The organism is Tersicoccus phoenicis, assembly GCF_001968835.1.
In the GTDB taxonomy this organism is placed as follows: Bacteria; Actinomycetota; Actinomycetes; order Actinomycetales; family Micrococcaceae; genus Tersicoccus; species Tersicoccus phoenicis.
This window is the reverse complement of the sequence record NZ_MRDE01000015.1, coordinates 1-19,302: the sequence shown is the minus strand read 5'-3', so window position 1 is coordinate 19,302 and position 19,302 is coordinate 1. Positions and strand designations below refer to the sequence as shown.

Genomic DNA, 19,302 nt, shown 5'->3' with positions numbered 1-19,302 from the left:
CGGGGGAATGCGAGGTGGCCGTGCGAACGTTGACATCAGCGACAGGAGTGAGCGCAGCGGCGTCATCGGTCACCGTGCGCGAACCACCGTCACCCGTTGCCGTCCCGACCGTCGAGGAGTCACCGTGCAGGATCCGTCCACGCTCTACGAAGCGGTCTCGGACCTGGTCCACACCCCGCAGATCCGCGGTCTCAACCTGATCATCGGGTTGACCGGCGCCGCCGAGGCGGGCCAGGCCGCGGACCAGATCCGGGCCGAACTGCTCGACCGACTTGAGCACGAACTGGTGATCGAGTTCGACGCCGACGCGCTCTACGACTACCGGGGTCGTCGTCCGATCATCGGATTTGAGGGCGACCACTTCACCGACTACGAACGGCCGCGGCTGCAGATGCACGCGCTCAAGGACGAGACCGGTCAGCCGTTCCTGATGCTCAGCGGCTTCGAGCCCGACTACCAGTGGGAGCGGTTCGCGGGTGCCGTCGTCGAACTCGTCCAGCAACTGGACGTGCAGCTGGTCAGCTGGGTGCACTCCCTTCCCCTGCCCGTGCCGCACACCCGCCCGCTGGCGGTCACCGCGCACGGCAACCGACCCGATCTGATCGACAGGATCTCCGCCTGGAAACCGACGGCGCGCATGCCCGCGTCCGCCGGGCAGCTGCTCGAGGTGCGGCTGACGGAGGCCGGTAAGGACGTCGTCGGCTTCGCCGTCCACGTTCCCCACTACCTCGCGGAGGCGCGCTTCCCGCAGGCCGCGGTCACGGGCCTGGAACACCTGAGCGCCGCGGCCGCGCTGATGCTGCCGTCGGACCGGCTGCGCGAGGCCGGGCGCGAACTGGAGAAGTCCATCGACGAACAGGTCGCGGCCTCGGCCGAGGTCCAGCAGTTGGTCAGTGGTCTGCAGGCCCAGTACGACGAGTACCACCGGGGGCGGGAGCCGCGTCGGTCCCTGTTGGAGGGACCGGACGGCGAACTGCCGGACGCCGACGAGCTGGGCGCGGCGGTGGAGGCCTACCTCGCCACCATGGACGCAGGCGACGCGGACCAGCTGACCCTCGACACACCGCCCGCCGACCCGGACGACGACGGCGGCGATCCGCACCACTGATCCGACCGCGGGGCTGACGGTACCCATAATGGGACGGTGGGAACGCGTCGTGCCTGGGTGGTCTGGATCGCCGGGCTGGCCGCCTACATCGTCGCGATCACGCAGCGCACGTCGTTCGGTGTGGCCGGGGTGGCGGCGACCGAGCGGTTCGACGCGACCGCGTCGGCGCTCTCCGCGTTCGCCGTCATCCAGTTGATCGTCTACGCCGGCCTGCAGATCCCCGTGGGGGTGCTGGCGGACCGGTTCGGTTCCCGCGTGATGGTCGCCGGGGGCGCCGCCCTGATGGCGGTCGGTCAGCTCCAGCTCGCGGTCGCCACCACGATCCCGGCCGGGGTCTTCGGCCGGGTGCTGGTCGGAGCCGGCGACGCCATGACCTTCATCTCCGTCCTCCGGTTGGTGCCGCTGTGGTTCCCGGCCGCGCAGGTGCCCGTGCTCAGCCAACTGACCGGCATCGTCGGGATGGGCGGGCAGCTGATCTCCTCCATCCCGTTCGCCGGCCTGCTGGAACGTTTCGGTTGGTCGGTGGGTTTCCTCTCGCTCGCCGGGCTGGGCGTCCTCGCCGCCACGCTCGCAGCGGCGGCGGTCCGCAGCGAACCGCCCGATCACCCGGTGCGGGGACGGGCCCCCACCGTTCGGCAGACCGGCCGGCTGATCGCGGACGCGTTCGCCGAGCCGGGCACCCGCCTCGGGTTGTGGAGCCACTTCACCGTGCAGTTCCCCGGCCAGGTCTTCATCCTGGCGTGGGGTTATCCGTTCCTCGTCTCCGCGGAGGGCGTCCCGGTCGAACGGGTGGCGGTGCTGATGACGGTGTTCGTGGTGGCGGGGGCGATCGGCGGCCCGATCTTCGGGCGCGTGGTCGCACTGCGGCCTCGACTGCGGTCCCGACTCGTACTCGGGGTCGCGGTCGCGATCCTGCTGGCCTGGGCGGCGGTGTTGCTGTATCCGGGGCGTGCGCCGTTCGGCCTGCTCACGGTGCTCGTCATCGTGCTCGCCGCCGGTGGCCCGGGGTCCATGGTCGGATTCGACTTCGCCCGCGAGTACAACCCACCCCACCGGTTGGGGACCGCCAACGGTATCGTCAACATCGGCGGCTTCACCGCGGCTCTGGTGAGCATGTACCTGATCGGCCTCGTCCTGGACGTGCTCAACGCCACCGGATTCTCCGGCGGTGACCTCTACGCCCTGGACGCCTTCCGGATCGCGCTGTGCGTCCAGGGCGTGCTCATCGTTCTGGGCGCGCTCGCCCTGCTGCGGGTCCGGCGTGTGCTGCGCGGCCGCACTCGCTCGCCCTGACCGCCGCCCCCGGGCTGTCGCTCCGGCCCAGTCTTCCTCCCCAGGCGTCCGGCTGCCTCGGGTTGTCCACACGCGGTCCGACGGCGGCCCGGGCGCCGGTGGCGGAGAGGACCGTTGAGTTCATGACTCGACCTCCTTCCGCCGCCATCCGTTCCGCCGAGGACCTGCTCGCCTACATCCCGCACGGCCTGGGCCACTGGCCCCGGGAGAGCCTGGTCGTGCTGGCCGACTCGGGCGGTGCGGCCGGTGGGCTGCTCCGTCTGGACCTGCCGCCCCGGTGCACCGCCTCCGCCGGCGCGGAGATCGGCCGCTACGTGCAGGCCGTCCTCGCGCCTGGAGCGCCGAGCGGCGTGTTCGTCATCGTGTACACCGCCGACCGTCCGCGCGCCGGTGCGGGCCTGCCGGTCCTGGTTCACCGACTGGTCCGCACGCTGGAACGCCTCGGCTTGACCGTGCGGGACTGCCTCTACGTCGGGGACGAGGGTTGGGGCCACATCGACGCCGCGCAGCCGGACGCGCCGTGGTCCCGTCGCCGGTCACTCGACGCCGTGTCCGCGAGCGTGCTCAACACCGAGCTGGTGTTCGCCGGACGGGCCTGGGGTCCGGCACCGGAGTCCGTGATCGTGCCGACGCCGACCGGTCCGGACGCCGAGGAGGTCCGGCGCTGGGCCGGCGTCCACGACCCCGGGTCGCACCCCGACCCGCCGGACCCGGCGTGGGCACGCCGGGTCGCCGCGGCGTGGGACCGAGCCCTGAGTGCCGCCGCACCGGATCCCGTGGCCGGGCTTCCGGTGCGGCCGGACATCGCGGGCCTGCTGCTGGCCGGCCTGCGCAGCCGGACCATCCGGGACCTGGTGCTGTTCCAGAGCGCCGTGGGCCCCTCCGCTGTCATCTCCGAGCTGATCCTGTCCGCGGACTCCGGCGGCGCCCCAGCCCACCCGAGCTCGGGCGATCCCGCGCTGAACCACTCGACGGTGCGGACAGCAGCGGCGCGGACAACGACGGCGCGGACAGGGACGCGTACCCCCGCCGAACAGTGCCCGCGCGAGCCGCCGGACCGGGACGCTCGCCTGCGCGCCGGCGGTGTGCCGTTGCTGGCATCGGTGATCACGGGGTCCGTGGCCCTGGGGCCGGACTGGCAGCGGCTGGATGCCGCGTACCGGCTGCTCGAGGCGTTGGCCCCGCACGCGGACGGGCAGGTCCGCTGTGCGACGCTGACCCTGCTCGGCTGGATCGAGTTCGCCCGGGGCCGCGGGTCCCGCGCGCATCACTTCCTCGATGCCGCCCTGCGCGTGGACAGCAGGTACGAACTGGCCCGGCTGTTCGACCGGTTCCTCGATCTCGGTCAGGTGCACGAATGGGCCCGCCACCGGGCCACGGCGTGGAAGGGCGATAGCCCGGACACCGCGTGAGCCACCGTGGACCCCACGCCGGATGCGCCGCGGTCGCCGCCGCCGTGTCACAATGGACGGACGACCCTTCGAGTCCGTTTCGCCGCATCCGCGGCATCCAGCACGCCCCCGGTTCGATCCTGGTGCTCACTCCGTTCTGTCGTAATTGCGGGAACATTCCGGGTGGCACCGGTGTTTGAAGAAGCAAGACCCTTCAGGTGCGCCGTGCGACGGACTTGACAGGGTCATAGTGGTGTTACCCAGTCTCGGGGCGCCGCGGACAGTCTGCGAAAGGTTTTCAGTGTCACCGGCGAAGAAGTCCAGTACCGCATCCGACGAGACCACGGCCACTCTCACCGAGGAGCGCGCCTCCCGTACTCCGGCGCGCAAGAGTGGCACCGCCACCAGGGCCGCTGCCAAGCCGGCGGCGAAGTCCAGCACCGCGAAGCCGGCCCCGACGTCGGGCACGGCGAAGTCCGCTACGGACTCGGGCACGGCGAAGTCCGCTACGGACTCGGGCACGGCGAAGAAGACCACCCGGAAGACGAAGTCGACGGCCACCCCGGGTGGGAGCAGCCGGAAGAAGACCACGGCAGCCGACGAGGATCAGAGTCCGGAGACCGTCGGCGAGGACACCATGGAGGACTCGGAGCCCGTCGAGACGGACCTCGACGCCGAGGCGGAAGCCACGGTGCCCGAGGGCAACGAGAACGGCAACTCCCGCACCAACGGCAACGACGCGACCGCCTCCGACGAGGAGAACGCTCAGGACGCCAACGGCACGTCGGCGGCGCGGCGGGAGGAGACCGGTACCGGTTTCGTCTACTCCGACGCCGACGACGACGACGCGCCGGCGGTCCAGGTCGTCTCCGCCGGCGCGACCGCGGACCCGGTCAAGGACTACCTCAAGCAGATCGGCAAGGTCGCCCTGCTGAACGCCGAACAGGAGGTCGAACTCGCCCTGCGGATCGAGGCCGGCCTCTACGCCGAGCACAAGCTCGCCGACATGCAGGCGGACCCCACCGGTCTGGGCAAGCAGCTCGACAAGAAGTTCGAACGCGAACTGAAATGGATCATCCACGACGGCCGGCGGGCCAAGAACCACCTGCTCGAGGCCAACCTGCGTCTCGTCGTGTCCCTCGCCAAGCGCTACACCGGCCGCGGCATGCTGTTCCTGGACCTGATCCAGGAGGGCAACCTCGGCTTGATCCGTGCGGTGGAGAAGTTCGACTACACCAAGGGCTTCAAGTTCTCCACCTACGCGACGTGGTGGATCCGGCAGGCGATCACCCGCGCCATGGCGGACCAGGCGCGGACCATCCGCATCCCGGTGCACATGGTGGAGGTGATCAACAAGCTCGCCCGCGTCCAGCGGCAGATGCTCCAGGACCTCGGCCGTGAACCCACCCCCGAGGAGCTGGCGCTCGAACTGGACATGACCCCCGAGAAGGTGGTCGAGGTGCAGAAGTACGGGCGCGAGCCGATCTCCCTGCACACCCCGCTCGGCGAGGACGGCGATTCCGAGTTCGGCGACCTGATCGAGGACTCCGAGGCGGTCGTCCCGGCCGACGCGGTCAGCTTCACGCTCCTGCAGGAGCAACTGCACTCGGTGCTCGACACGCTCTCCGAGCGGGAGGCCGGCGTCGTCGCGATGCGCTTCGGTCTGACCGACGGTCAGCCCAAGACCCTGGACGAGATCGGCAAGGTCTACGGCGTCACCCGCGAGCGGATCCGGCAGATCGAGTCGAAGACCATGTCGAAGCTGCGGCACCCGTCGCGGTCCCAGGTGCTGCGGGACTACCTGGACTGAGCAGCCCGCTCCCGCCGCGGCGAACCGCAGGTATCCGGACGTACGAGAGGGCCCGCCCCGGGGGCGGGCCCTCTCGTGCGTCGATGGGCCGGCCGACACCGTCGGCCGGTTCGCGCCGGTCGGCTCAGACTCAGTCCGAGGCGGTGGCCGGGGCTTCGTGAAGCCGAGCGGTCTCGTCCTGCCACGAGGCGGCCAGGGGCCGCAACTGTGCCTCCACCTTGCGCGCATGGTGCGCGCAGAACGCCAACTCGCCTCCGGAGGATTCGAGCACGACACGCACGTACGCCTGCGCACCGCAGCTGTCGCACCGGTCCGTGGCGGTCAATTCCCGGTCTGCCACTGCTGTACTCATCACTACCTCCTCGCTGAATGCTGTACTCCATCCAACCACCCCGAGCGGTCGAGTCATCCCAGGCGCGAACCTCTTTCGCTGACCGCGTACGGGTGCGCCTGCCTTCACGGCACCGCGCACTGCCCTAGGATCGAGAAGCCGACCACCGCCAGAGCGCGCCCCCGCGGCACCGACGTCGCCGGCCGCGCAACCCGGACGACCCCACCGAAACGGATCAGAATCACGTGACTGCCCAGCGCTCCGAATACACTGCCCGGCACCTATCGGTGCTCGAGGGGCTGGAAGCCGTCCGCAAGCGCCCCGGCATGTACATCGGTTCCACCGACTCCCGTGGCCTGATGCACTGCCTGTGGGAGATCATCGACAACTCCGTCGACGAGGCACTCGCCGGATACGGGCAGTCGATCACCGTGATCCTGCACGCCGACTCCTCCGTCGAGATCCACGACGAGGGCCGCGGCGTCCCCGTCGACATCGAACCGCGCACCGGATTGACCGGTGTCGAGGTCGTCTTCACGAAGCTGCACGCGGGCGGCAAGTTCGGCGGGGGCTCGTACACCGCGTCGGGCGGCCTGCACGGCGTCGGGGCCTCCGTCGTCAACGCCCTCTCCGCCCGCCTCGACGTCCAGGTCGACCGGGGTGGCAAGACCCACCAGATGTCGTTCCGCCGCGGGGAACCGGGCCGCTTCGCCGACCGTGGCCCCCGACCGACCGCCGACGCCGTCTTCACCCCGTTCGAGGAGGCGTCCACGCTCGACGTCGTCGGCAAGGCCAAGCGCGGTGTCACCGGCACCCGGATCCGCTACTGGGCCGACCGGCAGATCTTCACCCCGGACGCGCGGTTCAACTACGACGAGCTGGTCACCCGCGCCCGGCAGACGTCCTTCCTGGTCCCCGGCCTGCGGATCACCATCCGGGACGAGCGTGGCCTGCCCGGCACCCCCGGCGAGCACGAGATGGCGGAAGAGGTGTTCCAGCACGACGGCGGCATCGCCGAGTTCGCCGACTACCTCGCCGTCGACGCGTCGGTGACCGACACGTGGCGCATCCACGGCAGTGGCTCGTTCACCGAGACCGTGCCGGTGCTGGACGGGTCCGGCCACTCCCGGCTGACCGAGGTCACCCGGGACTGCGAGGTCGACGTCGCGCTGCGCTGGGGCATCGGGTACGAGACGACGATCCGCAGTTTCGTCAACATCATCGCCACCCCCAAGGGCGGCACCCACCAGTCCGGCTTCGAGCAGGCGCTGCTCAAGACGTTCCGCAAGACCGTCGAGGCGAACGCCCGGAGGCTGAAGGCCGGCAACGACAAGATCGAGCGGGACGACGTGTTCGCCGGCCTGACCGCGGTGCTCACGGTCCGCCTCGCCGAGCCCCAGTTCGAGGGTCAGACCAAGGAGGTGCTGGGCACCCCCGCCGTGCGCGGCATCGTCTCCCGGGTCGTCGAGGAGGCGCTGACGGCGAAGCTCACCTCGACCGCCAGGGGCGAGAAGACCCAGGCCAACGCGCTGCTCGAGAAGATCGTCAACGAGATGAAGTCCCGGGTCTCGGCCCGGCAGCACAAGGAGACGCAGCGGCGCAAGAACGCGCTGGAGACGTCGACCATGCCGGCGAAGCTCGCCGACTGCCGGATCAACGACGTCGAGAGGTCGGAGTTGTTCATCGTCGAGGGTGACTCCGCGCTGGGCACCGCCAAACTCGCCCGCTCCTCCGACTACCAGGCGCTGCTGCCGATCCGCGGCAAGATCCTCAACGTGCAGAAGGCCTCGATCGGGGACATGCTCTCCAACGCCGAGTGCGCCGCCCTGATCCAGGTGGTCGGGGCCGGCTCCGGTCGCACCTTCGACCTGACCGCGGCCCGGTACGGGAAGGTGATCCTGATGACCGACGCCGACGTCGACGGTGCGCACATCCGCACCCTGCTGCTGACCTTGTTCTTCCGGTACATGCGGCCGATGGTGGAGGACGGCCGGGTCTACGCCGCGGTCCCGCCCCTGCACCGGGTCGAGATCGTCAACCCCGGCGGCAAGGCCAACGAGACCGTCTACACCTACTCCGACGCCGAACTGCACCGGGTGCTCACCGGCCTGGAGAAGTCCGGTCGCCGGTACAAGGAGCCGATCCAGCGGTACAAGGGTCTGGGCGAGATGGACGCGGACCAGTTGGCGGAGACCACGATGGACCCACGCCACCGCACCCTGCGCCGGGTCCGCTACCGGGAAGCGGCCACAGCGGAGACGGTGTTCGAGCTGCTGATGGGCTCGGAGGTCGCCCCGCGCAAGGACTTCATCGTCGCGGGCGCCGCGATGCTGGACCGGGACCGTATCGACGCCTGAGCATCAGGTCGGAACATGTCGCGTGACTCGGGGGTGAAGCGCGATGTCCCGGCGGATGTCGGCGTGCCGAGGGACGGCCTCCGCGGTGAGCCCACGGCGAACGGGTGGGTCCGCGCTCAGGCGAGCAGTGCCACCGGCGCGACGACCAGGAGCAGCGAGAGCAGCCCGACGGCGGCCCGTGGCAGAGCGCCGATCGGGGCCTGCGGCCGCAGCAGGCGAGTGACCCGCGCCGGGGTGACCCGGCGCGGCGTTGCCATCGCGTCCGCCTCCACGCCGTCCACCCGCACCACCGGATCGGTGCCCACCACCGGCCCCGTGGTCTCGGCACCCGGACCGTCGTCACTCGTACCGGCCGCGTCGACCGCACTCGTTCCGTCGGCCGCCGCGGAAGCGCCCCCGACGATGGCGATCGCCCGGACCAAGGTGGCACGGTTCACGGTGTGCAGGGCCTCGTCGTCGGCCAGCATCTCCACCAGGTCGGTGACGGCGCCGAGCGCCAGGCGCGAGGTCGGCAGCCAGGGCAGTGACGACCGCCACGCGGCGAAGGCGAGCAGCAGCAGGTGGTGGTGCTGGCTCAGATGGGCGCGCTCGTGCGCGAGCACCGCGTCCAGCTCGCCGGGTTCGAGGGCCTGTAGCAGTCCGTCCGAGAGCACGGTGACCGATTTGGTGCCCCCGGGCAGGCAGTAGGCCAGGGGAGTGGGGTGGTCGACGACGATGGTGTTGTCCCGCACCGTTCCGTCCCGCATCCGGTTGTCCGACTCGGGACCGTCCCGCGTGACGGGACGGCTCAGCAGCCGGAGGGCGTCCCGGTGCGCGCGTCGGCGTTGGCTGATCCGCCGCCAGGTCAGCCCCAGCGTCAGCAGCAGGTGTCCGCCCAGCAGCACGGCCGCGCAGAGAGCGAACACGGACAGCACGCCCAACGTCGAACCGGGATCGATGCCGCCGCCCACGGAGGCCAGCACGGCCGTGGACGCGGAGACCAGGTCGTGCCCGGCGGGCGCGAGTCCGAAGGCGAGCAGGGCGCCGATCATGCACATGCCGCCGGAGAGCGCGATGGCCTGCCACAGGACGAGGGCGAGCGCCGGGCTCCGCGCCGGCCAGCGGGCGCGCACGAGCACCACCGGCACGGGCCACGCGAGCAGGACGGCCAGAACTCCCAGGATCAGACCCGTGCCGACCATGCCGGCGTCAGTCGCGGCCGCGGAGGATCTCCCGCAGCAGGGAGGCATCCTCCTCCGACATGGAGCCGACGAAGCGGCTGAGCACCGCGTCCCGGTCCGGGGCCTCGCCGAGCACCTCGTTCATGAGGGAGACGGTGTGCGCCTCGCGGCTGGAGACCGGCCGGTACTGGTGCGGTCGGCTGGTTCGGCTGCGGGCCACCAGTCCCTTCTTCTCCAGCCGAGAGAGCACCGTGAGCACGGTGGTCACGGCCAGCTCGCGGCCCGCGGCGGTATCCGGGCGTTCGGCCAGCCGGTCCCGCAACGTGGTCGCGGTCATCGGATCCGCGCTGGACCACAACTGATCCATGATCGAACGCTCCAGATCCCCGAGTGACGCCATGCTTCCCCCTCTGAATGGATGGCGAGTGCCCGTGGGCACCGGTGGATGTCATGCTGGTCACCAGATTACCGTGCCACGCCCGGCTGTTCTACACTCGGTAGAAGCTGAGCTTTCTACGCGACGTAGAAATAACCGGTGCGGCGCTCCCGCCGTGTACGGTGCTCACGATTCCCCGGTGGAGGAGCGCACGGTATGGACCCCCTCGAGATCGCCCGGTGGCAGTTCGGCATCACGACGGTCTACCACTTCCTGATGGTCCCGTTGACCATCGGCCTGGGCCTCAGCGTCGCCGTGATGCAGACGCTCTGGCACCGCACCGGTGCCGAGCACTACCTGCGGATGACGAAGTTCTGGGGCAAGATCTTCCTGATCAACTTCATCATGGGCGTGGCCACCGGCCTCGTGCAGGAGTTCCAGTTCGGCCTGGCCTGGAGCGAGTACAGCCGCTTCGTCGGTGACGTCTTCGGGGCGCCCCTGGCCATGGAGGCCCTGTTGGCCTTCTTCGTCGAGTCCACGTTCCTCGGTCTGTGGATCTTCGGCTGGAAGCGCCTCCCACCGCGGATCCACCTCGCCTGCATCTGGGCGGCGTCCCTCGCGACGATCGGCTCCGCCTACTTCATCATCGTCGCCAACTCCTGGATGCAGCACCCGGTCGGTGTGCAGATGGTCGACGGTCGGCCGCGCATGACGGACGTCGTCGCCGTGCTGACCAACAACACCGCCCTCGTCGCCTTCGCCCACACCATCGTCGGCGCGTTCGCCGTCGGCGGAGCGATGCTGTTCGGCGTCAGCTGGTACCACCTGTGGCGCCGGCGCAAGGACGGCATCGACACGGTGGACGCGAAGGGCTTCGTCATCCCGGGTGCCGGTAAGGGCGTCGGACGGGACGTGATCGAGCACAAGGTGTGGTTCCGCTCGCTGGTGATCGGCGGCTGGGTCGCCGTCGCCGCGTTCGCGGGTACGGCGATCACCGGCGATGTGCAGGGCAAGCTCATGTTTCAGCAGCAGCCCATGAAGATGGCCGCCGCGGAGGCCGCCTGCCAGTCCGGCACCAGTTTCTCGGTGTTCTCCGTGGGGCAGCTCGGCTCCCGCGACTGCTCCAACATGGTCGCCGTGTTCGAGGTGCCCGGCGTGCTCTCCTTCCTGGCCAACGCCGACTTCACCACTCCGGTCAAGGGAGTCAACGAGCTGCTTCCGCAGTACCAGCAGAAGTACGGGACGAACCTGCCGAACGATCCCATGTACGGGGAGCGTGCGGGCCAGCCGATCCAGTACGTGCCGGTCATGGAGGTCACCTATTGGGGCTTCCGTCTGATGATCACCTTCGGTGCGCTGTCCGCCCTGGCCTGCTTCATCGGCTTGCTCATCACCCGGAAGGGCACCGTGCCGTTGTCGAAACCGCTGATGGTGAGCGCCGTCCTCGGCATCCTCGCTCCCTTCGGTGCCAACTCGGCGGGCTGGATCTTCACCGAGATGGGCCGGCAGCCGTTCGTCGTCGCACCCAATCCCGATCCGAGCGGCGTGGATCAGGTGTTCATGTTCACGGCGGCCGCGGTCTCGCCCGGCGTCTCGTTCGGGGAGGTGCTGACGTCGCTGATCGTGCTGACGTCGGTGTACGCGGTGCTCGCCGTCGTCGAGGTCGGCCTGCTGGTCAAGTTCATCCGCGGTGGCGTGGCCTCGGCGATGCCCGAACTGGCCCACACGACGCCGTCCGACGACGACGCCGACGGCGACGGCGACGACACAGGTTCGCCGGACCGGCCCGACGACGGGAAGGGCCGCGATGTGCTCGGGTTCGCTTACTGACTCGGCCATGCGATCGATCATCTTCCGCCACCACCCCGGAGTGTTCTGATGGACGTCCTGCCCACCGTCTGGTTCGTGCTCATCGCCGTGCTCTGGACCGGCTACCTGTTCCTCGAGGGCTTCGACCTCGGCGTCGGCATACTGATGAAGACGTTCGCGCGCGACGAGCGGGAGCGACGGGTGCTGCTGAACACTATCGGCCCGGTGTGGGACGGCAACGAGGTGTGGCTGATCACCGCCGCCGGCGCCATGTTCGCCGCCTTCCCCCTCTGGTACGCCTCCCTGTTCTCCGCCCTCTACCTCCCGCTCGTCGTCGTCCTGCTCGGCCTGATCTTCCGGGCCGTGTCCATCGAGTACCGCGGCAAGCGGGACTCGGTGCGGTGGCGCACCGGTTGGGACTGGGCGCTCGCCGGCGGTTCGCTGATCGCGGCCGCCGGGGTGGGCGCCATGCTCGCGCTGACGACGACGGGGCTGCCGCTGAACGCCAACGGGGACCGGGTCGGCGGCCCGTTCGCGTGGCTGAATGGCTACGCCGTCCTCGGCGCGCTGGCGGGTGTCGGCTTCTGCCTGGTGCACGCCCTGGCGTTCACCGCGCTCAAGACGGACGGCCCGATCCGACACCGGGCGCGCGCCCTGCTGGCGAAGATGCTGCCGGTCGGACTGCTGCCGATCACCGCGTGGGCGCTCGTGGTGCAGGCCCGTGGCGGGACGCTGCTGACCTGGCTGCCGATCATCGTCGCCGTCGCCGGGGCGGTGATCGCCTGGATCCAGGCGCGCCGCGACCGGGAGGGCCGCGCGTTCGCGGGGCTCGCGGTGTTCCTGCTCGGAGCGATGACAGCGATCTTCTCCGCCGCGTATCCGGTGGTGCTGCCGTCGTCCCTGAACTCCGTCTGGGACCTGACCGTCTCCTCCGCGTCGTCCTCGGCGTACACGCTGGGCGTGATGAGCGTGGTTGCGGCCTTCGGGATACCGCTGGTACTGGCCTACCAGGGCTGGACCTACTGGGTGTTCCGCAAGCGGGTGAGCGCGGACCACATTCCCGACGCCCACGACTTCGACCCCGTGTCAGCGGCCGACCGTGCCGGCCGCTGACCTGGCGCCCGGCCCCGACGCTCCGGAACGGGAGAGCCGCCGGGGGACGAGTCGTCGGGCCGTGACCTCGCCGTGGGCCGGTGCGGCGCCCCGGGCGCTGTACCTGCTGGGCCTGTGCGCCGCGCTGAAGGCGGCCGGACTCGTTGCCGTGGCTCAGTCCATCGCCACCGGCATCGCGGACCTGGCCGCCGGCCGGGCACCGTCCGACGCCACCCTGGCGATCGGCGTCGTCGGGGCCGTGCTACAGGCCGTTGCGCACTGGACCGGTCAGGTCGCCGCCCACCGTGCCGCGCTGGGGGAGAAGGAGCGGCTCCGGGCACGTCTGACCCGCCGGGCCGTCGACGGCGCGGGCCGGGACCTGCCCGGTGGCGGCGCCGGCTCGGTCGCGGTGCTCGCCACCCGCGGCCTCGACGACCTGGACGGCTACTACACGCAATACCTGCCGGCCCTGGTCGGCTGCGCCGTGGTGCCGCTGCTGGTCGGGCTGCAGATCCTCGCCGCGGACTGGGTCAGCGCCCTCATCGTCGTGCTCACCGTGCCGCTGGTACCCGTGTTCATGATGCTGATCGGGCTCGAGACGCGCGACGCGGTCAACGCCGCGGCCGGTTCGCTCTCCCGGCTCTCGGACCACCTGGTGGAGTTGGCGCGTGGCCTTCCCGTGCTGGTCGGGCTCGGCCGGGCCGGCGCCCAGTTGCGGGCGCTGCGGACGCTCTCGGACGACTACCGGTCCCGAACGATGCGCACGCTCAAGGTCGCTTTCCTCTCCTCCCTGGCGCTCGAGCTGATCGCCACCATCTCGGTGGCGGTGGTGGCGGTCTTCATCGGCATCCGGCTCATCGACGGTCGGCTGGACCTGCAGACCGGGCTGCTCGCGCTCGTCCTCGCGCCCGAGTGCTACCTCCCACTGCGGCAGCTCGGGGCGGCTTTTCACGCCAGCGACGACGGCCTGGCCGCCCGGGTCCGGGCCGAGGAGCTGATCGACGCGCCGCCGATGCGCCGGCTCGGCGATGTGACCCCCGGCACGAGTCCAGCCGGCGCTGCCCGTGCCGACAGCACCACCGCCGGGCCGCTCACCGACGTCGTCGTCGAGGGCCTGACCATCACCTACCACGGCCGCGCCCGGCCGGCCGTATCCGGTCTGGCGGTGCGTGCCCCGGCCGGCGCGATCACCGCCCTCGCCGGCCCCAGCGGCTGCGGCAAGTCCTCCGTGCTGGCCGTTCTGGCCGGCACCCTCGGTGACCATCCCGCGATCGCGCGCGTGACCGGGCGGGTGGGCGGCGTCGACCCGGGCCGGGTCGCCTGGCTCTCGCAGCATCCGGTGACGACGGAACCGACCGTGGCCGCGGAGGTGCGCGCGTGGGCGGCCGGACCCGTCGGCGGCAGCGCCGGTCCCGAGGGCGACATGCACGGTGGCGCCGGCGCGGGCGACCTCGTCCGGCGGCTGCTGGACCGGGTCGGGTTGAGCGATCAGGCCGACGCGGACCCGGGCCGGCTCAGTCCCGGCCAGCTGCGTCGGCTCGGGCTCGCCCGGGTGCTGGCGCGAGTGGAGCGCGGCGCGACAACGGTACTGCTCGACGAGCCCACCGCCCACCTGGACACCGCTACCGCGCGACTGATGGGGGACGTCATCGACTCCCTCCGCGGCCGGACCACCGTGCTGCTCGTCGCGCACAGCCGAGCGACGCTGGCGCTCGCGGACGCGGTGATCACCCTGCCGTCCGCGCCCTCGGGGGATACGGTGACCGGTGAGCGGGTCACGGCCGCCGCCGACCGCCGGCCCGTCGATGACAGCATCCTCGACCGGTGGCCGGAAGGCAGCACGACCGTGCCGCTCGGACCCGGACCCGCTCCCACGCCGACTCACGTCGCCGCTCTTCACGCACCGGCCACCGGTTCCGGAGCCGCATCCGTGCTCTCCCCGGTCGCTGCGCCGACGCTCTCGGAAGCGGAGGGAGCCGATGCGACGGTCGACGCCACCCCGCCGATTGCGCCGACGAGGCGCCGCCCGCTCTCCGCGAGCTGGCAAGCCCTGCGCCTGGCCCTGGATCCGCTGCGGCCCCGCTTCCTCGGTGCCGTCCTCATCGGCACCCTCTCCACCCTCTTCGCCGTGGCGTTGACGGCGCTCTCGGGCTGGCTGATCGTGCGGGCGAGCGAGCAGCCGCCGATCCTCTACCTGCTGGCGGCGATCGTCGGCGTCCGCTTCTTCGGCATCGGCCGGTCGGTGCTGCGCTACCTCGAGCGGTTGTGGCTGCACGACGCGATCTTCGCGTCCCTGACCGACCTGCGCACGACCGTATGGCGCTCGCTGAGCCGCCGGGCCGGGTCCTTGCGGGTGCTGGCGCGTGGCGAGGTGGCTGTCTCGCGACTGATCGGCGACGTGGACCAGTTGCGGGACCTCGCGCCGCGGGTGCTGCTGCCGCCCGTCGTGGCGGTCACCACCACTGCCGCGGTGCTGGTCGCGACCGGCTTACTGGCACCTGGGCTGCTGGGGATCCAACTCGCGGCGTTCGCCGTCGTCCTGCTGATCGCCCCCGTCGTCGCCCTGCTGGCGGACCGGCGGGCGGCCGTCGCTGAGCAGCGGCTACGCGCCGAGGTGCTGAACCGGACGGCGACCCTGATGCTGGCCGCACCCGACCTGCGCGCCAACGGCATGGCCGGCTCGTTCCTGTCCCGGCTGAAGGAAGCCGACCGGCGGGCCACGGATGCGGCGCGCCGGGCGACGGGGGCACAGGGCGCGGCCGGGGCCGTGATCGTGCTCGCCATGCTGCTGTCGGCCGTCGTGATGACGGCGGCCAGTGCGGGCCCGGTGCTCGCCGGCACCCTCGACCCCGAGGCGGTCGCCGTCGTCGTGCTGACGCAGCTGGCCCTGGTCGACCCGTTCCTCGGCACGGTGACCGCCGTGCAGCAGCTGCCCGCGCTACGGGCGGCCGTCGACCGGTTCACCGATCTGACCGGTCCCGAACCGGCCACCCCGCGCACGCGGTTGGAGGACGAGCGGGAAGAAGGTCCCGTGCACGCCGATCCGCTGACCGGTGCCGAGCTGGACGACGCGGTGTTCGCGTGGCCGTCGACGGGGGACGGGGAATCGTTCGCCGTCGGGCCGGTGAGCGGGCAGCTGCCGGTCCCGGGCAGTCCCGGGGGGTGGCTGGTGATCACCGGTCCCTCCGGATCGGGCAAGAGCACGCTGCTGTCCGGGCTGCTGGGCTTCCTGCCGTCCGCCGACGGTCGATACGCGCTGGATGGGGATCCGGTCGGGAGCGCGACCGCGAGCGTCGCGGGCCGACACCGCCTCACCCGCGTCGCCTGGTGCCCGCAGGACGCTCACCTGTTCGACTCCAGTCTGCGCGCCAACCTCCTGCTGGCCCGGGACCGCGAGCACCCGCCGAGCGAGACGGAGCTGAGCCGGGCGCTGGCCGCGGTCGGTCTGCGAGAGTTGCTGGCGGATCTGCCGGACGGACTCGACACCCGGATCGGGGCGTCGGGCAGCGCCCTCTCCGGCGGGCAGCGGATGCGGGTGGCGATCGCGCGGACCCTGTTGGCCGAGGGCGAGCTGGTGCTGCTCGACGAGCCCACCGCGCATTTGGACACCGCCACCGCCGAGGCGATGATGGCGGATCTGCGCCGCGGGCTGCGGAACCGGATGGTCGCCCTGGTCACCCACGACCCGACGCAGATCCTCCCGGGCGACGCCGTCATCGACCTGCCCGACCCGGCACGGGTGCCGGCCACGGTGGCCTGACGCCAGTCGGGGAACGTGCGGATGCACGTCATGAGGCCCTCTGGCTGTGCGCTCGCGTCGAGGAGGTCACTCATCCGCCGCGGCCAGCATTCCGCGAGCAGAACCCGGATGAGGCATACACCGCGCTGCGCGAGCACCTCGAACTTCGTGTCGTCCGAGCATTCCATTCAAACGTATGTTCGAGTAAAGTGGGTTCATGGAACAGTCATCCGACGAACCGTTGGACGGGTCAGCATCGCGGGGGACGGCGGTGACCACGTCGACGATCGGTTCCTGGATCCGTTCCCTGGCTGTCCCGGTCTCTGTCACTGGTCGATCCGAGTGGTCGACGGAGTCCCCGCGCCGGATCGGTTCCCGAGTGGACGCCGGTGTTCGGGCTGGCGGTGTTCGGGCTGGCGGTGTTGAGGCCGGCGATCCTCGCTCCGATGACGGGGCGGGGTTGATCGATCGGATCCGGGCTCTGGAGGAGTTGAAGACCGCGGCTGCGGCGGCTCAGGTGCGGGCGACCGCGCTGTTCGCGGTGGTGCAGCGGGCCGCGCAGGCGGCGGTGGGGGTGCCGGTGGGGCAGCGGGGTGCGGGGGTGGGGGCGCAGGTGGCGTTGGCGCGTCGGGAGTCCCCGGCCCGGGGTGGCCGGTATCTGGGGTTGGCGCACCTGCTGGTGGCGGATCTGCCGCACACGTTGGCGGCGATGAGCGCGGGGACGTTGAGTGAGTGGCGGGCGACGTTGATCGCCCGGGAGACGGTGTACCTGGGTGAGGCGGCGGACCGGCGTGCGGTGGACGCGGCGTTGAGCGCGGACACCGGTGGGGTCGACGGCCTGGGCGACGGGGCGTTGGTGGCGGCGGCCCGCAGGATCTCGTACCGGGTGGACCCGGCCGCGGTGACGGCCAGGGCGCGGCGGGCTGAGGCGGACCGGCATGTGACGTGCCGGCCGGCGCCGGACACGATGACGTATCTGACCGGGTTGCTGCCGGTCGCTGACGGGGTGGCCGTGTATGCGGCCCTGTCCCGGGAGGCGGACACCCTGACCAGTCGGGGGGACGGGCGTGGTCGGGGGCAGATCATGGCCGACACCCTGACCGCCCGGGTCACCGGCCACCCCCCGGTCACCGCCCGCCGCCGGACCCAGTCCGGCATGGAGCCGAACGAAGAGCCGAATGAGCAGGCCGGCGGGTACGCACCCGGCGGGCAGGCACCCGGCGTGCAGGCACCCGGCGTGGAGGCACCAGACGAGCTGACACCCGGCGGGCAGGCGCCCGGCGGGCAGGCGCCCGGCGGGCAGGTACGGATCGGGCAGCCGCGGCGCACGCTGCCGGGCCCGTCCTGGCCGGGCCCGTCCTGGCCGGGTCCGGCCGGTGACGGAACGCCGCGCGACGACCAAGCCCGTGCTGATGGGTGCCCAAGCGAAGCATCTGGCGGAGAAGCGGAACGCAGCCAAGCGCATCGCGGGGACGAAACATCCAGCGGCGAAGCGGAACGCGGCCACGCGCGCCGTGGTCACGCGCCCGGCGGTGACTCGCGCGGTCGCGAAGCGGGCCGTGATGAGGTTTCCCGTGGTGCAGCGCCCGGTGATCAGTCCCGAGACGACGCGCTCGCCAGTGGAGCGCCCGGCGGTGACGTGTCCCCCGACCGTCACGGTGCCGGGGCGCCACTGCCCGCCGGACCGGCCGGCCGGGCCAATGGTGGGGCCGACGGCGGGCTCCCCGGGCCGGCCGGCCGGGCCGACAACGGGGCCGGTGGGGTAGTGAGCCGGGCGCGGGTGGAGTTGCAGGTGGTGATCACGGATCGGGCGTTGCTGGCCGGTGGGGCGGAGCCGGCGTATCTGGCCGGGTACGGGGTGGTCCCGGCTCCGTGGGCGCGGGAGCTGGTCGATGGCCGGACCGACGTGTTCCTCCGTCGCTTGTTCCTGGCCCCGGACACCGGGCAACTGGTCGGGATGGACTCGCGGGCCCGGTTGATGCCCGAGGGGTTGCGCCGGTTCATCCAGGTCCGGGACCGGACCTGCCGGACCCCGTGGTGTGACGCGCCGATCCGGCACGTGGACCACGTGCACGCCCACGCCGCCGGTGGGGTCACCAGCGAAGTGAACGGGCAGGGCCTGTGCGAACGGTGCAACCACGCCAAGGAAGCCCCCGGCTGGGATGCCGTCCCCGTCGACGGGCCACGCCACACGGTGGTGACCACCACCCCCACCGGCCACACCTACACCTCCACCGCACCCCCGGCACCCGGCACCGGCAACGTCAACACGGCCAGAACGGCCGGAACGGCCGGGTCGGCCGGGACGAACCGGACCCCGGTATCGGCCAGGACGGCCCGCACGGTTGAGCGGGTCGGGACGGCCGGCCCGCCCGGGACGGTGAGCGCCGCAGGTCTGGCCCAGGCCGCCGATGCCGTGGATCCCGCCGGCAGCGAACCGGTCGCTGTTCTGTCGGTGGGCTGAACCAGTCCTGCCCGACCCGGCACGGCTCCCGGCCACAGTGGCCTGACGTCTTTGGCGGACGAGTCGGCCGCACGGCGCTCACCTGGTTCGACCGCCAGCTTTCCCTGCTCGGACCGGCGGCCGGTCCCCCGGCAGAACCGGGGGACCGGCCACCGATAACGGTCCGGTCAGTCGCCCTTGACGTTGACCACTTGGCGCAGTGTGTGCCGGATCGACACCAGGTGTCAACGTCGGCCGAATATTGACCCCGTAGCGTCGTTCGAATATTGACCCCCTGCTCGGTTGTTGATGGTCTGGTTTGGTCAGTGCTCGGCGCCGGTGGCGAGGAGCTGTCTGCGGCTGCGGGTTCGGTAGGAGTCGCCGGTCAGGGTG

Annotated in this window: 12 protein-coding genes; 9 read left to right on the top strand and 3 right to left on the bottom strand. The window is 71.4% G+C overall.

Annotated elements, in window-relative coordinates; translation table 11 throughout:
* The first annotated feature begins 124 nt into the window (after positions 1-124).
* The 4 genes from BKD30_RS02475 (at position 125) to BKD30_RS02460 (ending at position 5,602) form a co-directional block, all read left to right on the top strand.
* Positions 125-1,108 carry a proteasome assembly chaperone family protein gene (locus BKD30_RS02475; protein ID WP_076701521.1) on the top strand — a complete coding sequence of 328 codons (984 nt, stop codon included), beginning with the start codon at positions 125-127 and terminating at the stop codon, positions 1,106-1,108.
* A gap of 36 nt (positions 1,109-1,144) precedes the next feature.
* Complete coding sequence (locus BKD30_RS02470) at positions 1,145-2,401, top strand: MFS transporter (RefSeq protein ID WP_083955941.1); 1,257 nt, start codon at positions 1,145-1,147, stop codon at positions 2,399-2,401.
* A gap of 122 nt (positions 2,402-2,523) precedes the next feature.
* Positions 2,524-3,813, top strand: coding sequence for a DUF4192 family protein (locus BKD30_RS02465; protein ID WP_076701515.1), 1,290 nt, complete (start codon positions 2,524-2,526; stop codon positions 3,811-3,813).
* A 280-nt stretch (positions 3,814-4,093) separates the two neighbouring features.
* The gene (locus tag BKD30_RS02460; protein WP_076701513.1) at positions 4,094-5,602 is read left to right on the top strand and encodes an RNA polymerase sigma factor; all 1,509 of its coding nucleotides are present in this window, start codon (positions 4,094-4,096) and stop codon (positions 5,600-5,602) included.
* A gap of 130 nt (positions 5,603-5,732) precedes the next feature.
* Here BKD30_RS02460 and BKD30_RS02455 read toward each other — a convergent pair whose 3' ends face one another.
* Positions 5,733-5,954 (bottom strand): DUF7455 domain-containing protein, encoded by a 222-nt coding sequence (locus tag BKD30_RS02455; RefSeq protein WP_076701510.1) that lies wholly within the window; start codon positions 5,952-5,954, stop codon positions 5,733-5,735.
* A 224-nt stretch (positions 5,955-6,178) separates the two neighbouring features.
* Between BKD30_RS02455 and BKD30_RS02450 the strand changes: the two genes are divergently transcribed.
* On the top strand, positions 6,179-8,290 hold the full coding sequence (locus BKD30_RS02450) for a DNA gyrase/topoisomerase IV subunit B (RefSeq protein ID WP_076701508.1): 2,112 nt from the start codon (positions 6,179-6,181) through the stop codon (positions 8,288-8,290).
* Between the two features lie 116 nt (positions 8,291-8,406).
* Here BKD30_RS02450 and BKD30_RS02445 read toward each other — a convergent pair whose 3' ends face one another.
* On the bottom strand, positions 8,407-9,471 hold the full coding sequence (locus BKD30_RS02445; protein WP_076701505.1) for a M56 family metallopeptidase: 1,065 nt from the start codon (positions 9,469-9,471) through the stop codon (positions 8,407-8,409).
* A gap of 7 nt (positions 9,472-9,478) precedes the next feature.
* Complete coding sequence (locus BKD30_RS02440; RefSeq protein ID WP_076701503.1) at positions 9,479-9,850, bottom strand: BlaI/MecI/CopY family transcriptional regulator; 372 nt, start codon at positions 9,848-9,850, stop codon at positions 9,479-9,481.
* A gap of 192 nt (positions 9,851-10,042) precedes the next feature.
* Between BKD30_RS02440 and BKD30_RS02435 the strand changes: the two genes are divergently transcribed.
* The 4 genes from BKD30_RS02435 to BKD30_RS16985 all read left to right on the top strand — a co-directional run bounded on the left by BKD30_RS02435 (position 10,043) and on the right by BKD30_RS16985 (position 18,930).
* Positions 10,043-11,656: a cytochrome ubiquinol oxidase subunit I gene (locus tag BKD30_RS02435; protein ID WP_076701500.1), complete on the top strand. Its 1,614-nt coding sequence runs from the start codon at positions 10,043-10,045 to the stop codon at positions 11,654-11,656.
* A gap of 48 nt (positions 11,657-11,704) precedes the next feature.
* Complete coding sequence (cydB, locus tag BKD30_RS02430) at positions 11,705-12,748, top strand: cytochrome d ubiquinol oxidase subunit II (RefSeq protein WP_076701498.1); 1,044 nt, start codon at positions 11,705-11,707, stop codon at positions 12,746-12,748.
* Positions 12,749-12,809: 61 nt separating this feature from the next.
* Positions 12,810-16,487, top strand: a complete 3,678-nt coding sequence (cydD, locus tag BKD30_RS02425) for a thiol reductant ABC exporter subunit CydD (RefSeq protein WP_076701557.1) — start codon at positions 12,810-12,812, stop codon at positions 16,485-16,487.
* Between the two features lie 439 nt (positions 16,488-16,926).
* Positions 16,927-18,930: an HNH endonuclease signature motif containing protein gene (locus BKD30_RS16985; protein WP_076701495.1), complete on the top strand. Its 2,004-nt coding sequence runs from the start codon at positions 16,927-16,929 to the stop codon at positions 18,928-18,930.
* The last annotated feature ends 372 nt before the right edge of the window (positions 18,931-19,302 follow it).